Consider the following 15,549-nt stretch of genomic DNA (forward strand, 5'->3'; position numbering starts at 1 on the left):
GAGCCAGTGGCTCCCCGCCGGACCACCACTGGCTCTCTTCCGCACGAACGGTGGCTCTGAACCGCACGATCGGGTGGCTCTCAAAGCATCAAATACTCAACAACAACAGGATCATCACTTACCGTGAGCATCAGCGCGCCTTTACGCGTCAGAACGGCCCGGCGTGATCCTCAAAGATTGCACGCCGGGCCATTCGTCTATCCGGACATCGTCAGCCTGACGCCGCCGACGAACAGGCACCAAATCCAGACGCGCTAAAACCCATCGTCACCGGGAAAGACGCCCACATCGTCACCCCGGGAGACGTTCAACACCACGTCGCATCCGTCAATGCCGTATGCGACGTTTCGGCTCCCGGGCGATGATTCTGCCTCAGGAACAGGCTCCTCCAATAGTCCTCGTAGGCCTCAGGGCCGCAGTCTTTCATCGCTTACTCTTCTGCGCTGTACAGGCGTTGAAGTACATCAGGATGAGTGATTGTGTACAGCTTGTAGATCAGGTCTTCACGGACCTCTTCATCATTGCGGTAGTCCGCACTGGAAATCGCTGCCAACGGGATCTCATAGGCCCGAAATTCCTTTACCAGCCAACCTTCAACGGCCTCCTCGTTGTCCACGCTCGCGGATCGGTTTTCTTCCAGCGCTCAAACAGACTTGTCACTGTGTCGCTCCGTCTCATTCCATCGACAGGTCCACGATATCGGGTGGCCCAGCCGGATGTTTAGACCGCCGCGAGAGGATGTGTCGATGCCGCTGGCCCCATCGTCGTGTACGGGTGCACTGGCGCCGAAACTGTCCGTTTCACCAACCCCATATGGAAAACAGCGCCTTGGACTCTGGAGCTGTCCGCCAACTCTGACAGGTAACGAGTTGTCATCGGACGATTCTGTAGTGCTTCAGTCACGCGCGGCAATGGGACACTCTTGACATGACTTCCAATATTCAGACGAGATCGCGCCTGGGCGTGGTGTTTCCAGCGGTGGCCATTGTGGGCGTCACCTGGTTGGTTTTCTGGATGGCGCAAGGATTCCCCACGATGTGCGCTCTCGTTGCCCCGTGCCCGGGGCGTGACGTGAGGGTTGTACCCGCTTTACTTTTCGGCGGGTCAATGCTCGCACCGCTGGTAGCGGTGATCCTCTCGTCCTCCGTCCGGTCACGAGCGGGGTGGGTCGTCCGACTGTCTTATGTCGTCCTCGTGTTGCTGGCGGTCATTGGGTACGGAGTCATCAGCTTCAGTGGTGGTTTTGGCGTGACGGCGGAATTCTTAGTTGGTCTTCTCGGGACCTGCGGGACAGTAGTGCTCGCCTATCTTGGAATCGTTGCGCTTCGACGGGAGACGTCGGAGGCAACCTTCCCAGAAGGAACTAGGTTTCTGAGCCCACGGATCGTAAAAGGGGCGATTGTCGTCGTCGTGGTGGTCTTGGCAGTCGTGTTGATCCTGTTCGCGCGCGGCATCAATTCGGCTGACACGACTGCTCTCAAGTGCTCAACGCCGAACGACTCACGAACGTTCACGCCTGTCTGTCCCTGACAACAAACTCGACATCCGCGCAGCGCGAACCAACCCAGCGCCGTAAATCCCGTATGGGGAACCCCCTACGGGACTGTCAATCTTCAAGCCCGCCGCTGACTTTGCCGCCGCTATTGAACTGGATAATCAGTGAGTTGTTGCGACCATCTAGTCGGGAGGCGCTTGATTTCACGTCCTCCTGAATCAGACTCTTCGGTCAGTGCACTGACCGGGTCAAGAACTCACAACCGGCCAGCGGTGGCGCGGATTAGTTCGTACGTTGATAGGAAGATCACACCGGAAATGGTGAGTACGGCACCAATGTGCGTTGTTCCTGCTTCGAAGATCAGAATCGGAACGCCGGGAAGGAAGCACACAACCGAGAGGACGGTCAAATATTTCACCGAACGTCTTGCCGGGTCAGCGCGTAATCTTCTTCCGTCTTCAGATTGACTCATGCTTTACTCTCTCAGATGCCCGAGCTCAAATCAGCGGAGACGGGAGCCTTTGCGGCCGATGCGGCAGTCTTTTGAACTTGGGCGCCTGGCATGTCGGATCGCGACTTCGAATACGAACCATCAACTCCATCTCAACCAGATTCCGTTGGATGGACTCGATCGCCGCCCTGTCGTCACGCGAACGGGAAATTTCCTCCTCGCTAACCGTGGGCTGAGCAACAGCAACATCCCCATTTTGCCCACGGCTACCCCACCCGGTCTGCAGGGGAACGCTATGTTCGCGACAGACGGGACGTCCGTAGGGGGAACGTCTACCGGGCTTCTCCTAGACTCGTTCCCATGGCTGGCAATGTGGTTCTGAATGCATACGCCGGTCGCGCGGAGGAGTACACGGCGCTGCTTGGATCGATGGCTAACACCCACGAATTGGATCAGCGGTTTGTCGCCCTCTGGGCGCGCGACCTGCGGGGCGCGGTCATCGACGCGGGGTGCGGTCCTGGGCACTGGACCGATTTTCTGAAAAAGCGTGGTGTCGATGTGGAGGGTATCGATCACGTTCAAGCGTTCATCGGGCGAGCAAGAAAAAGATTCCCGACGGTCCCGTTCCGCGTCGCGTCACTGGGCGATCTCGGGGTCCGAGACGGATACGCAGCGGCGATTCTTGCGTGGTACTCCGTTATCCACCTTGCCCCGAATGACTTGCCAGCGGTTTTGCGCGAGTTCGCCCGCTGCATTGCTCCTGGAGGTAGCCTCCTCCTCGGTTTCTTCGAGGGCGACACCGTCGAGCCGTTTCCGCACGCCGTAACGACCGCCTACTTCTGGCCTATCGGTGAGATGAGCACGCAGCTCGAAGCCGCAGGGTTTCACGTTCAGACGGTGAACACCCGAACCGATCCAAGCAAGCGGTCCCACGCTGCGATCATCGCCCATCGAATCGATGGTTCAGCGCCCTCAGAAGCTCCGTGTTAGCCACAAGCTCCGACGCTGATTCGTCGAAGGAACTTTAAAAATTGCAATCTAAACAGCCTTCGTCATAAGCCGAACCTCTTACGGACCTGGCGCCTTAAGGTGGGCACCCATTTGCACCCTGCGCCCATATCGGTCAAGCCCAAGTTCGGCCTCGATGCCGACAAGGGAACGATGAAATTGCGTTGCTGGTTTTTCCTCCGCAAAACCGGCGCTCGCGTAGAACGGGGCGTTCCACGGGATGTCGGCGAAGGTGCGAAGCGAAATGCGGTGATAGCCGCGCTTCTGCGCTTGAACTTTGGCGGCCTCCACGAGCGCTCGACCCCAGCCCTTTCGCGCGTCCCCCGGTGCTACGGAGAGCTGCTCCAAGTGGCAGATGCCGTCGACCTCTAGAACATGGACAAAACCCGCTACGCGACCTTCGTCGAGCTCGACGACGAGAATGAATCCGGGCTCCGACGCACGAGCAACGCCCGTGGGTGCGGCAGCCCAGTCATCAGGCTGGAGTTCGTTGATCAAGAGTCGATCAGCGTCGTTTTCAATCTTCTCGATCGCATCGAGGTCTCGCGATCGGGCGAGGTGGACGCTGGCTGCCATGTATCGAGTGTACGGAGCGGAACGTCCGAGGGCCGATCGGCCTGTGCGAGCGCGGCGCGGTCTCGAGCACCTCGTGTCTGAAGGGGAACCCCGCGCGGGACGCGTACGGCTCTACGTTTCGGACTCACTTTTGGCGCAAACCCAGAAGCGATGCTGGAGAGGAGCGGAGTTTTGAGCTCTGCTACCGGGTCAGCCTCGGTACAGGGCCGCCATGGCAGTGGCAACGTCCCGCATCACAGTCCGCGCCTCTGGCGGACTCGTGACGCGGAGGTGGTCACCGAATTGCAACAGCTGACGCACGGACTCCACCTGGTCGTAGATCACGGTGATCTCGACTTGTTCGGCATCAACGGGCTTACTGCTGGCGAGTCGAGCGCCTAGAATCCGTCGAGCGAGGTCAAGCCTGTCCTTCGACAGCGTTGCGATAATTGTGATGTCTCCCCGGTTTTCTACCGCCGTACTCAAATCACGGCTGACACTGGCGAGCGTTGCGTTCGGTCGAAGGCGTCGAACCTCTGGCAGGACATCCCAGCCCTCTAATCTTTGGAGCGAGTACAGCTTAGGCACGCGGTCGATATCGGCGACCAGGTACCAACGGCCGGACTTCGCTAGAAGGCCGTACGGGTCAACGGCGTGCCATGAAGCACCTCGTTCGGTACTTCTCCGATAATGAATCCGCAAACGCCTGCCCGACTGCAGGTTTCGGGCGAGTTCGGCGACGCCGGCGGCACTTGGCATCGGGCTAAACCATGGAGTGTTGTCGACCACAATCAATTCGGACAATGGCAGTTCCAACTGGCGGCCCTGAGGGCGGCGGGAAGCGAGCTTCAATTGGGCGCTGCGCGTGAGTGAATCGATGCCAAGTTGGCGCGCTTGCCCGGTGTCCAAACCCAGTAGCTTCAGCGCATCGACCTCGGTGGGACTGAGTTTGGACACATCCAGCTGTGACCCTGGAAGCAGGACTACGCCTCCATATCGGCCTCGCTCGGCGAACACCGGTACATCTGCGTCCGCCAGGGCCACGACGTCGCGCAGTACCGTCCGGACCGACACTCCCAACTCTTCTGCCAGCTCAAGCGCCGTCATCTGGTGGCGCGTCTGGAGCAGCAACATCATCGAAAGTAGGCGGTGGGAGTTCATCTCACCAGTATCGACGGATACCAGACAAAAGCTGTCATGTATTGATGAAAGGCTTGGCGTTGCCGAGAACGTCAACTAAGGAGATCCCCATGGCAACACCAAACCTGTTCCTCATCTATGTCACCGACGTCGAGCGCTCCACCCGTTTCTACAGCGATCTCTTCGAGATGGAACCTGTCACCATTACCCCGCGTTATGTCCCATTCGAGCTAGCCCCGGGCGTGCTCTTCGCTCTATGGTCTGGCCGCGGCGACACTGTCACAACGGCGACGCCGCGAACCAGCGAGTTGGGACTCATGCTGCCCGGGTCAGCATCCGGAGTCGATGACTGCTTCGCGGCGTGGACGGCCAAGGGGGTCATTGTTATCGAAGAGCCGCACGAAGACGTCTTCGGGCGCACATTCGTGGTCGCCGACCCTGATGGCAACCTCATTCGTGTCTCTCCGATCGACTAGAACGGAGTACAAGGGCAGACTCGATTGCGCAATTCTGCCCTTGTAAGGTTCGAAGACCGGGCCGGTTTCACGCGTAAAGTCTCACGACCCCAACGATTGGCATGCTGGGTGACAGACGCCGCCTGTTCCGGAGGTATGTCCCGAATTGGGAACCCCCTACGGGACGGGTGAGACAGCAGTCCCGCGGTGGCACCAACTATGCGCGGTGCGCTCGAGGTGACAACGCCCGCGGGCCGCGGTCACCGTCAGTGATTGGAAAAAAGTGCTTGGCCGATGATGCGGGCTCCGTCGGGAAATGCCCCCGGGTTCGGCCCGGAGTAGTTGAGCCTGATGAAGGGGCCGGTGGCCTCGGCCGGGAACCAACTCGAGCCGGCAGCGATTAGGACTCCGGCGGCTTCGCAGTCTGCGACGAGCCGCTCGAGGTTTGTCCCATCGGGCAAGCGGGCCCACAAATTGAGACCACCAGTCGGAACCGTGGTTATGTGGGCGTCGGGTGCATGCTCGCGCAGACTCGTCAGTAGCAGATCTCGCCGGGCCCGCAGCTGCGGGCGAAGGTTGCGGAGGTGCGTCTGCCACCCCGGCTGGGTGACGACGTCGAGCACTGCGGCTTGAAGGATCCCGCTGACGTACATCGATTCGGCCCCGCGGTCAGCGAGAATGCGTTCCTTGGCGGGACCGCGGGCAATAATTGCCGCCACGCGAAGGGACGGCGAGACGCTCTTCGTGAGGGATCGCACATAGACGACGTGGCCGGCGTCATCGCGCGCGGCGACAGGATGCGGATAGGTATCGATGCCAAAATCATGGGCCCAGTCATCCTCGACCAGAAAGGCGCCGTGCGCCCGAACGACGTCGAGGATCTGCGTCGTGGTGGACTCTGACCACTGTGCGCCGGTCGGGTTCGCATAAGTCGGCTGCGCGTAGAAGACCCGTGCACCAGTTTCCTGGAACGCCCGAGCGAGCTCGTCGGGATCGGGCCCCTCGGGTCCCGACGGAACCGGGACCACGTCGACCCCGGCTTGAGCCGCAGCCTGGATCGCGCCCCAGTAGGTGGGCGATTCCATCAGCAACGGCGCTCCGGTAGTGACCAGAGCACGGAATATCGTGGCCAGACCACTCTGACTTCCGGGAAGCACGATGACATCGCTGGATAGCGGCGGAGTGACGCCGACCGGTGTCGCGGCGCCGAGCTCCCTAGCAAACCAGGACTGCAGTTCCGGAAGCCCGGCGACCGGCGAACGTGTCAGTGCCGCCTCGCTTCGAGCCGCGCGAGCCAGCGCCGACCGCACCAGGCGCTCGGGCAAAAGGTCCCGGTCGGGGTACCCGGAATGCAGGGCGATGCTCCCCTGTGGAGCGGCGCGCAGCGCAGGGTTCAATGCGCCGAGGTGGCTGCTCGGGGAACGCATGGCGGCGGTCTGCCAGCCAAAGTCGAGCGGCCGAGCGGTACGTACCGCGCGAACGAAGGTGCCGGCGCCGGGCCGGGTTTCGATCAGGCCTTGCGCCACGAGCGTGCGTAGTGCTTTCTGCACCGTCACCGGGCTGGCCCCGTACTCGGCGACGAGCATTCGGCTGGTGGGCAGCCGGGCGCCCGGCGCCCGGCCAGCAATCCACTCACGCAGTGCGGCCACAATCCGATAACTGCTATCGTTGTTCATGTCAGATCATAATAGCGCTATCAAGACAATGCCCGCACCGCTATCCCCCTCCCGGGCCGGCCTTGCTTGGGGGCTGCTCGGTGTCGCCGCGTTTTCCTTCACCGTGCCGTTCACACGCGTGGCCGTCGAGAGCATGTCCCCGTCGTTCATCGGATCCGGGCGCGCGGTCATCGCTGCCGTACTCGCCGCGGCCGCCCTGATCATCACCGGGCAACACCTTCCGCGCGGCAACCAGTGGTTTCGTTTGGCCGTCGTCGCGGGCGGCGTCGTCGTCGGCTTCCCCCTCCTGACATCCTTTGCCCTCACGACGGCGTCGGCCAGTCACAGCGCCGTGGTCATTGCGCTCCTGCCGCCCGCGACGGCCGTCATGGCTGTCATCCGGGGAAAAGAGCGACCACCGCTCCCGTTCTGGATCATGGCCGCCGTCGGAGCGCTGGTGGCCGTGGGCTTCGCGTCCCTGCAGGGCGGCGGAGGCATCCGCTTGCACTGGTCAGACCTGCTCCTGTTCGGTGCCGTCGTGGCCGCGGCCATCGGCTACGCCGAAGGAGGGCTGCTCGCGCGCGAAATCGGGGCGTGGCAAACCGTTTCGTGGGCCCTCGTTCTGGCTGCGCCCTTCATGGTCACCCTGACGATAATTGCCATCGTCGACCAGCCACCTACCGGCTCGCTCACCCAATGGGCGGCCTTTGCCTACCTTGGCGTCGTGAGCATGTTCTTGGGATTCTTCGCTTGGTATCGCGGACTCGCCATCGGGCCCATGGCCCAGGTCAGCCAGGTTCAACTCGCCCAACCCGTCCTCAGCATCGTCTGGGCCGCCCTCATCCTCCACGAACACCTCACCTGGCAGACGATCATCGGGGGCACCGCGGTCATCCTCTGCGCCGGCATCGCCGTGCGAACGCGCCTCAATCGCGTCAGGCTTACACGCTCCGCCGAGGACCGTGCAGTTGAATCATCACCAGTCGGGGCGATGCCCAGCACCAACCTTCCGTAAGGGGAACGTCTCACGGGACACTGCGGCTGTCGGGTATCAACGGAACGAATAGTGGTGCCGTCCGCTCTCGTCTGCTTTCTGGGCTGAAGTCAGAGGATGAAGGAGGAGACGATCATCGCTCCGGCGAGGCCGGTGACGGCAAGGAGCACGAGCAGCGCCCGATTAACACGACGGCGGCTAACCGTTCCCTTTCGGAATGTCGATGGTGACATTCGTTCTAGGTTGGGAAGAAGGGCCTGAAACGGTGGATCTTGCGGTGCTGAGCGGATAGGTTCCTTGGCTGAGTGTCCATCATCATCGATTTTCGCCATGCCTTCATAGTATCGGCTACGAACCAGACGACGCCGAATACAAGATGTTGGTCGGGCGCTAGCCCCTCGTCCCAAGTGCTGCTGCGATCCAATGCGTATTGTCGGCTCCGCGACGGCCCGTGCCCGCCGAATCATCCGGTGCAACGCGTCCCGGGAGTCGAACCTCGTGCGGACGAACTTGAGAAGTCGGGGTTCCACGGCCTCGCGGAGTGGAAATTTGACAGTGCTCCTCCCTGCTGATCAGCTTGGCAGACAGGATGCCTGTCGAACCGGGGGACGACGATGAACAATCCGCTTATTCCAGCTTTCTACGACATCGCGTGGAGCGGCGTTGTAGTGGTGATGCTCGTGGCTCTCGTGGTGGCCCTGGTGCAAATTCGGCGCGCACCTTCGTTGAGTTCGACCGCTCGGGCCATTTGGGTGCTCATTGTGCTTTTCGCTCCCATCGCAGGTCCTGTGATCTGGTTCCTTGTCGGCAGACGACCTCAGCCCGAGTAGCGCCGGCCTTGTGGTGCTGACTATCGATTCTTGGAAATGTCGACGATGCCTTGCGTGGACTGCACCTTGAGAGGAACCCCCTGCGGGACGCAGAAGAAGGGATGCCTTCGTCGCTATCTAAATTGCCGCGCGGAAGCGATCCCTGCGAACCACATCGTGAACCATCTGTTGTGCGATCGGGCAGACTGGCGAGATGACGAAGATCGTGGTGCGTGAAGCCAAAGCACTCGAGACGGAGGCAATCGCGGGATTGCGCTGGCGGTGGGTGGTGGAGCGGGGCGGAGTTCCGGTCGTGAGCCGGGAGGACTTCGTGGCGTCCGTAGTGGCTTTCGCGTCCGCGCATGAGCAGACACATCACCGGGTCGTGGCGATGCGCAGCGGAGTGGTCGTCGGCATGGCCTGGCTGGCGGTGCTACCCCGCGTGCCCAGCCCGCGCGCCACCGATCGTGCTTCCGGAGACGTGCAGTGCGTGTACGTCGTCCCCGAGGAACGAAACGTCGGCATCGGCGACACGATGATGACGGCCGTTCTGGACAAAGCTCGACAGCTGGGCCTCGAACACGTCACGGTGCACTCCAGCCCCGAGGCAATCCACCTCTACGAACGCACCGGGTTCACCGCCTCACCGCGCGTCTTGTTCGCCGATTTCGCCGGTCGTTGACGGGTTGCGACGCTCTGGGAGTCGAGCGTTAGCCGGTCGCGAGGGTGCTCAGTCGGGATGCTGGTCGTTCCGTCCGTGTTGCGCCGCACCGCGTCGTTGACGAGAGCGCCCGTGCCGCCGAGGAGCGCACGAAGAACGGCTGTCAAACGATCGAAATGCAGGAGCGTGCAGAGTTTGTCCAAATGAGAATTCTTGTCCAGAGGAGCTCGCAAGCGGAACCTTTAGTGAGATGTCGGAAGGGAGCTGGTGAACACCACTTCGGGCATCTGGGAAGTCGTCTGCGCCGGATGCTTTACACGGTCCTGCGGCGATGAGACGTGTTGGACCGTCAGGGTGCGATCGATTCTCGGAGAAAACTGCAGCGGGAAATTTCAGAGGTTTCCCATTCCTCAGGTTCTTCGAAATTTACGTCTGTGGTGCGTGACTGTTGAAGTGATAAATGCACCGAGGAGTAGGACCGTGAGGACCGCAAAAGATACGCGGGTCGGATTGATCCAGGCGGGAATCATGTCGTAGTTGGCGTTGCACGTATCACGCAAATGCGTTGTCAGCGCCCCAGAGCCCGATTGACGGCCATCCGGAACTCGAGGACGTGATCGACTGCCGCTTCGCCCGGCCTGCCTCTTCGTACGAAGGAGAAGCGGGCTGTGTTGAACTCCCGGAAATGACGCCAACCCGTCGGCGCCAGTCGATCCGCGACAGGAATGCCGTCGGTGGTGGTCAGGCACACATACGGCGCACCCGGCCCTGACGCCAGTGGTCGAAGCCCGCGATCGAGACACCACGCGCTCAGCTCCGGACTGACGTTCACTTGGGCCAGGTTGGCTATCCTCCCGTCAAGGTTCTTGATCGCCGAAGCGGCGCGGCGAAGAAGTTCGATAGACTGGGCACCTGACTCGGCCACCCTTAGGACGCGATGAACCGGTTCCAGGTCGGGGACATCGCGGCGGACCAGCACCAGTCCCAGGCCGACCACCAGGCCAAGGTGCTTGTGCAAAGGCGCGATCGCGACGTCGCTGCCTGTCAGGAGCGCGGGGGTGAGCACAGTACCGAGTGACTGTGCAGCGTCGACGATACGGATGCTTCGTCCACCAAGTTCATCGACCACTGCGGTGACCGGCGAGACGTGGGTTCGCAGCTCCCAGTCGGCTAATGGCCCGGCTCGCGGCAGCAGAAAATTATAAGGCGAGTAGTGCTGTTCGATGGGGCCCTCGGTATTGATGCTGCGGCCTGCGTTGGTCGCGGCGAACAACACCGCCATCAAGGCGGAGGTGGAATTATGAAGCAGATAGGGCCGGAAGTCTCCCGCGCCCAGGTCACGGACTAGTGCGCAGGTGATGGTGGACCGCAGCTCCGCTGCCTGAGCGTAGTAGTGTCCGTGCCCGGTAGACACCTGCAGATCTGGATGTAACGCCGCAGCGTCCAGTGCGCACATCAGGCCTCGAGCTCATCGGAGGCTGGAATACTCACCACGTGCCACAAAGCCGTGGCCACTGCGGCATCATCAGCTGATACCCGGCGCACATGTCTGGCTCGTTCCAGGCCGGGTAACCCGATGCCGACCACGAACGCAACGTCGGCCCGGGCTAGCAACTCTTGGTCATTCAGGTCGTTGCCGAACGCCACAACCACTGACCCGTTAGCGTTCATCCGGAGGTCAAGTGGCTTCGCTTTTGTGACGCCGGCGGCTGTGATATCGATAACCCCGCCGGCGTGCAGACATATCTCCACGTCGTCGCCGGCCGAGTCCCGGAGTCGGCATATCCACAAGGCAGAATCCTGCGAGTCCACAACCAGCTTGATGACAGTCGCCAGGTCAGGGTCAGCGTCGGGGCTGTACTCGGCCCGATCGGGATAGGCCATCCACGAGAAGCCGCCGCCGCTGACGACAAACCGGTCGCCATACTCAAGGTAGAAGGGAACGGCCTCTGCGCGAAGGCACGCGATCATCGCCCTCAAGGGTTCACACGGCAGCGCTGTGGTCTCGGTCTCCCTTCCGTGGCCAGTCCGGAAGGCACCGTTGCAGCACCACCACTCATCCACTCGATCGGCCAACGCACCCATGATTTTGCGGGCTCCGCGAGGAGCGCGTGACGTAGCCACCACCAGATGGATATCGCTTCGCTCGCCCAGATGGTCCAGGGCCGCGCTCACCTTGGGTCCCGGGTGGCCTCCGTCGAAGGCGATGGTGCCGTCCAGGTCGACGATGATGGTGCGCTCGGCAGGCCGACCGAGACTCGGCATCGACCCCGGACGCAGCAGCCCCTGGGCGAGGAGCGCGGGCACCACGAAATGATCGAAAATCGAGCCCAGCTCGATACCTGCCTCTCGGAATCCGCCGTCGATCCAGGCGACCTCCTCGATTTCCTGACCCGGGGTTGCGGTCCCGTCCGCCTCAGCGAGAAACACCTCGATCCGCACCGTCGAAGACGGCTCAAAGGCAGCGCGGTCAGAGTAGGTCCCAAACCGTTGCCAAGACCGTAGATGCAGCCCGGTCTCTTCTGTGAGCTCACGTGCCAAGGCCTGGTCCATTCTTTCCCCAGGTTCCGGTTTTCCTCCCGGGGAAATAAAAGTCGTCGAGCCACGCTTTCGAACCACAAGGAGTAAGCCGCCACGGAGGATCACAGCGGCCGCCTTGTCGATTCTCCTCATCCAGTAATCTCAGCCCGATCGCGCGTCTCGTGACCAATGGCCAACGAACGCCCGCTGAGAAAGTTGATGATGTCGTGACTCAGGGCCTCCTTCTCCTGGAGGTAGGCCAGGATGGTCTCATCCGTTGGTGTGGAGAAGCTGTCGCCGAAGATAGAGACACCCTCCAAAGACTTTGTGGAGAGGCCGAGCTGAAGGAGGCGATATTTGACGTCGTCGCCCGATGTGGCGAACTCGTAGATAGGACTGCGGTAGTCGATTCCATATTCAGCGAGGAACCCCTCGAAGTACTCTCGGGCGACCATGCGCTGCTCGGGGAAGTCCTGCTGATAGCGAGCGATGCCATCGTTCATAATGGCGAGGCCGTTGCGACGACAGTAGTCGACGGCGTGTGCGTGGATGGCGATTTTCTCGCCGAGAAGGATGAGATTCTTGCGGTGGGTCAAGATATCGTGCTCGATATTCGCTATTGCGATGGACCGGAAGGCGCCGCTCACGTCACTGACTACGTGAGTCACGACGAGGTCACCGAAGCGGGCCTGCAGCTCCTTAACTCGAAGGGTGAGCAGTCCGCGGTGGAGCGAGCATCCGCTATTTCCACTGAAGAGGTGGACGGGGATCCCCTGGAGCATGAGGCGGGCAGCAACCAGAGTGCTGTCTCGTCCGCCACTGAACATAACCAACTGGGCATTCTCTTTTTCAAAAAGCATTTATTGTCCGTAATTCATTGTCAATGACTGCTAATGACTGCTAATGACTACCAATGCTTCGCGCAGCCTAGCAGACCGTTAGCGCGCCTAGAATTATGACTGGTCAGCCTGCCGGCGTGGATGTTCGATTTCTGCGTGTTACTGGTGAATGCTGATGTGATGAGTGGTGCGCCCGTACCGTGACTTGAGACAGTCGGTAGGAGGATCATGTTTCATAATGAATTGTCGTAACATTCAGTGTATGGACGCACCCTGTAGACGGTTGAAAGTATCATTTTCGTTCACCCTGTAAGACCGACAAAACCTTCCGTGACACCAACCGATATAACAGGTTGCAATGGCCTGCCGCGGATATCTCGGACAGTCGGCCCTGGGTGAACATGGTGATCGCTGATCAAGTTTATTTCCTGGGATCGACGGGTGAATGAAGGCTCGATAAGTGGGGAAGATGCAGTTCAAGATCATCATGGTGTCGCGGGTTCAAGTCCCCTTTCCGCTAGACAGCATTCACTAAAATTGCCCAGAACTTCCGCCGAAGTCCGGGGCATTCTTCTTCCTGTTATGGGTCGAGACCTGGCTAGAGCCTCGTGTCGAGAGAGATATCCGCAACCCGCTATATGTCTGCACGCGGGTAGCGCGGTTTGCCACGGAGCGCGAGCGGAAGCGTAGCGAGGCAGATGCCGGCCGCGACGAGCAGTGCCGTGGAAAATGACAGCCCGGCAGCGAGTGTACCGATCAGCACTGAGCCCACTGCCGTGCCCAAATCGAATCCTATGTTCCACACAGCGCTGGCGGTGCCGTACTGCCCCCGTTTCACCGCGGCGAGGGACAGCAGCAGGGTCAGGTTCTGGAGTCCACCAAAAGCGATGCCGACTAAGATCAGCCCTGCAAGGAAGAGCAGGATGCTCGTCGCGTCAGGATTCTCGACCGCGGTGGCGGTGAGAATAAGACCGATGACTGATATCAGCACCAGCGGCCACAAAAAGCGCTGGGCGCCATAATGATCAGCTAGTCCGCCAACGCCCCACCGAGTCACTGCCGCGCTGAAGGTGAGCAGCGCGAGTCCGCCGGCCGTCGCGGCTGGCGCTGAACTCATCTGTGGCGCGAAGGTGATGAGCGCACCGCCGGCCAGTGTGACGCCACCAAGGAGAAGCATGGGGCCAAGGAGGCTGCCCAGCAGAAGCCGCCCCCCAGTCCCCGTGTTGTTCACCGTTGTCGTGGGTTCGGTCGGCGGCTGAAGAGCGCGTTCGGCTGTCTGTTCCCGCAGAACACGGGCCAGTTGTGGCGCAGAACTGATGCCCAGAATCGGCAGGGTGCCGATTGCAAAAACTGCCCAGAATCCCACTGACTCGGACATCCATGGCCCGAGGGGGAAAAGAACTACTTGCGGCACCGCGATTGCCGCACCGCAGGCCCCGATGGCTGCACCGTGTTGGGCACGCGGTACGAGATTGGCCACCACGGTCGATCCGGCCACGGTGAGCACACCAAACCCTATGCCACGCACTATTGAGAGGAGCAAAATCCAATTCAGATGGTCAGAGAAAAGAAACAGCAACGACGGAACCCCTAGAAGCACCAGGCCAGCGGCCAACACGCGACCGGTTCCTAGACGACTGAGAAGTCGGGGAACGAACGGCTGCGTCACAACCGTTGCCAGCAGCAACACTCCATTGACGAGACCGGCACCGGCCTCATTCGCACCGCCGGTTACCGCCCAAAGGGGTACGACGGGTAGGAGGGCAGAGAAACCGGCGAATCCAGCGGCCGTGAATACAAGGAGCGCCGGCATTCCTGCAGCGCGCCACACCGGCGGTGGGGTTGGTGCGGGATTGGGGCTCACGTTGGACAACCCTAACCGTAACCCTAACTCCAACTCCTAAGCGCCAAGGGCGGTGTTGCGATCAGCAATGGGGCCAACATTTTCTTGTTGCGCGGTCGACCTGATCTCCTGGGTACGGTGGTCGCCGCTTGTTTACTCGGGTGCACGGCCGACCGCGTGTCTCCAGAATCTGACACAGGCGCGTCCGCGAACGAGGGGACCGATAGGACCGAGACTCGATCGGCCAAGATAGCTCGATGTATGCAGGCGGAAGGGTGGGACGTCACGTACTACCCGTCAGATGACTCGTACGGTGGCGAGACGTCGACGGATCAGGCAGATCAGTATGACGCGTCGGCCGTCGAATGTGGAGAGCGGTTTCCCGTGACCGGCCCGAGCTCGTTTGAAGAGTATTCTCAAGCTGATTGGGATCAGTTGTACAAGGGCGAGGTTGCCCGGGCTGCTTGCTTGCGAGCGGAAGGGGTTGAGATCCCGGGTGCGCCGTCGAAGACTGTTTTCATCGAGGAGTACCCGTCCGGGGATGGCTGGTATGCGTACAGCTTCGTTTCTCCGTCAGAAGTCGGACGTGATACTTGGGAGGACCTGAATCAGGCGTGTCCTCAGTCGTGATCACTCGTCTCAGCTGAGTTATTCTCACTTAAATAATTACCGTCATCGACCAGCCCTCGATAACGCATTGGCTCATTGGGCGGCGTTCGCCTACCTCGGAGTGGTGAGCATCTTCACCCGGGCTGCCGCTTTTCGTACCGCGAGTGGCCATCGGGGCTATGGCCCAGGTCAGCCAGGTGCAACGCACCCGACCTACCCTGCACATCCTCTGGACAGCGCTACTCCTCCGCGAAGAGCTCAACTGGCGGACCATCATTGGCGGCATCGCCGTCATTCTCTGCGCCGTCATCACCGTGCGAAACACCTCTATCGCGTCAGGCTCACCCTCCGCCGAGGACCGTGAAGTTGGACCAGAAACAGTCGAGGCGATGCCGAGCACCAACCGCCCGTAAGCCGAACCCCCTACGAGACATTTGGGCCTCAGTCGGATGTGCGATGCAGGACGAACATTCCGCCGAATGCCGGCTGGTCAGATCGGCCTTCATCGCTGTCTA

At 60.9% G+C, this 15,549-nt stretch carries 15 protein-coding genes; 6 read left to right on the forward strand and 9 right to left on the reverse strand.

The genetic code is table 11. From position 1 onward, the window contains the following. Positions 1-430: 430 nt before the first annotated feature. Positions 431-616, reverse strand: coding sequence for a hypothetical protein (locus tag E3T55_RS13320; protein WP_134520066.1), 186 nt, complete (start codon positions 614-616; stop codon positions 431-433). Positions 617-927: 311 nt separating this feature from the next. Here E3T55_RS13320 and E3T55_RS13325 point away from each other — a divergent pair, with 311 nt between their 5' ends. Together E3T55_RS13325 and E3T55_RS13330 are read left to right on the forward strand one after the other, a co-directional pair. Beyond that, positions 928-1,530, forward strand: a complete 603-nt coding sequence (locus tag E3T55_RS13325; RefSeq protein ID WP_134520067.1) for a hypothetical protein — start codon at positions 928-930, stop codon at positions 1,528-1,530. Between the two features lie 776 nt (positions 1,531-2,306). After that, positions 2,307-2,936 (forward strand): class I SAM-dependent methyltransferase, encoded by a 630-nt coding sequence (locus E3T55_RS13330; protein ID WP_134520068.1) that lies wholly within the window; start codon positions 2,307-2,309, stop codon positions 2,934-2,936. Between the two features lie 78 nt (positions 2,937-3,014). On the opposite strand, the gene E3T55_RS13335 is transcribed toward E3T55_RS13330, so the two are convergent. Both E3T55_RS13335 and E3T55_RS13340 read right to left on the reverse strand, forming a co-directional pair. Continuing rightward, positions 3,015-3,530 carry a GNAT family N-acetyltransferase gene (locus E3T55_RS13335; protein WP_134520069.1) on the reverse strand — a complete coding sequence of 172 codons (516 nt, stop codon included), beginning with the start codon at positions 3,528-3,530 and terminating at the stop codon, positions 3,015-3,017. A 189-nt stretch (positions 3,531-3,719) separates the two neighbouring features. After that, entirely contained in the window at positions 3,720-4,745 is a 1,026-nt protein-coding gene (locus tag E3T55_RS13340) for a helix-turn-helix transcriptional regulator (RefSeq protein WP_241993054.1), read from the reverse strand. 14 nt (positions 4,746-4,759) lie between these two features. Here E3T55_RS13340 and E3T55_RS13345 point away from each other — a divergent pair, with 14 nt between their 5' ends. Continuing rightward, a complete protein-coding gene (locus E3T55_RS13345; protein WP_134520070.1) occupies positions 4,760-5,125 on the forward strand; it encodes a VOC family protein in 366 nt (121 codons plus the stop codon). A gap of 245 nt (positions 5,126-5,370) precedes the next feature. On the opposite strand, the gene E3T55_RS13350 is transcribed toward E3T55_RS13345, so the two are convergent. Continuing rightward, positions 5,371-6,780 carry an aminotransferase-like domain-containing protein gene (locus E3T55_RS13350; RefSeq protein WP_134520071.1) on the reverse strand — a complete coding sequence of 470 codons (1,410 nt, stop codon included), beginning with the start codon at positions 6,778-6,780 and terminating at the stop codon, positions 5,371-5,373. A 28-nt stretch (positions 6,781-6,808) separates the two neighbouring features. On the opposite strand from E3T55_RS13350, the gene E3T55_RS13355 reads away from it, so the two are divergent. After that, entirely contained in the window at positions 6,809-7,774 is a 966-nt protein-coding gene (locus tag E3T55_RS13355; RefSeq protein ID WP_241993055.1) for a DMT family transporter, read from the forward strand. A gap of 89 nt (positions 7,775-7,863) precedes the next feature. Here E3T55_RS13355 and E3T55_RS13360 read toward each other — a convergent pair whose 3' ends face one another. After that, positions 7,864-8,085 carry a hypothetical protein gene (locus tag E3T55_RS13360; RefSeq protein ID WP_134360430.1) on the reverse strand — a complete coding sequence of 74 codons (222 nt, stop codon included), beginning with the start codon at positions 8,083-8,085 and terminating at the stop codon, positions 7,864-7,866. Between the two features lie 342 nt (positions 8,086-8,427). On the opposite strand from E3T55_RS13360, the gene E3T55_RS13365 reads away from it, so the two are divergent. Beyond that, positions 8,428-8,583: a PLDc N-terminal domain-containing protein gene (locus E3T55_RS13365; protein WP_233206048.1), complete on the forward strand. Its 156-nt coding sequence runs from the start codon at positions 8,428-8,430 to the stop codon at positions 8,581-8,583. A 193-nt stretch (positions 8,584-8,776) separates the two neighbouring features. Further along, positions 8,777-9,244: a GNAT family N-acetyltransferase gene (locus tag E3T55_RS13370; protein ID WP_035880386.1), complete on the forward strand. Its 468-nt coding sequence runs from the start codon at positions 8,777-8,779 to the stop codon at positions 9,242-9,244. A 547-nt stretch (positions 9,245-9,791) separates the two neighbouring features. On the opposite strand, the gene E3T55_RS13375 is transcribed toward E3T55_RS13370, so the two are convergent. The 4 genes from E3T55_RS13375 to E3T55_RS13390 all read right to left on the reverse strand — a co-directional run bounded on the left by E3T55_RS13375 (position 9,792) and on the right by E3T55_RS13390 (position 14,395). Further along, positions 9,792-10,679 carry a DUF6024 family protein gene (locus E3T55_RS13375; RefSeq protein ID WP_035879775.1) on the reverse strand — a complete coding sequence of 296 codons (888 nt, stop codon included), beginning with the start codon at positions 10,677-10,679 and terminating at the stop codon, positions 9,792-9,794. Further along, positions 10,679-11,896: an HAD hydrolase family protein gene (locus E3T55_RS13380; protein ID WP_081882460.1), complete on the reverse strand. Its 1,218-nt coding sequence runs from the start codon at positions 11,894-11,896 to the stop codon at positions 10,679-10,681. Before E3T55_RS13380 ends, E3T55_RS13375 begins: the two co-directional genes overlap by 1 nt. Then, complete coding sequence (locus E3T55_RS13385; protein ID WP_198418574.1) at positions 11,893-12,603, reverse strand: adenine nucleotide alpha hydrolase family protein; 711 nt, start codon at positions 12,601-12,603, stop codon at positions 11,893-11,895. Before E3T55_RS13385 ends, E3T55_RS13380 begins: the two co-directional genes overlap by 4 nt. 613 nt (positions 12,604-13,216) lie before the next feature. Further along, the gene (locus E3T55_RS13390) at positions 13,217-14,395 is read right to left on the reverse strand and encodes an MFS transporter (RefSeq protein WP_051973715.1); all 1,179 of its coding nucleotides are present in this window, start codon (positions 14,393-14,395) and stop codon (positions 13,217-13,219) included. Between the last annotated feature and the right edge of the window lie 1,154 nt (positions 14,396-15,549).

This window comes from Cryobacterium frigoriphilum, from assembly GCF_004403305.1.
GTDB classification, from domain to species: Bacteria; Actinomycetota; Actinomycetes; order Actinomycetales; family Microbacteriaceae; genus Cryobacterium; species Cryobacterium frigoriphilum.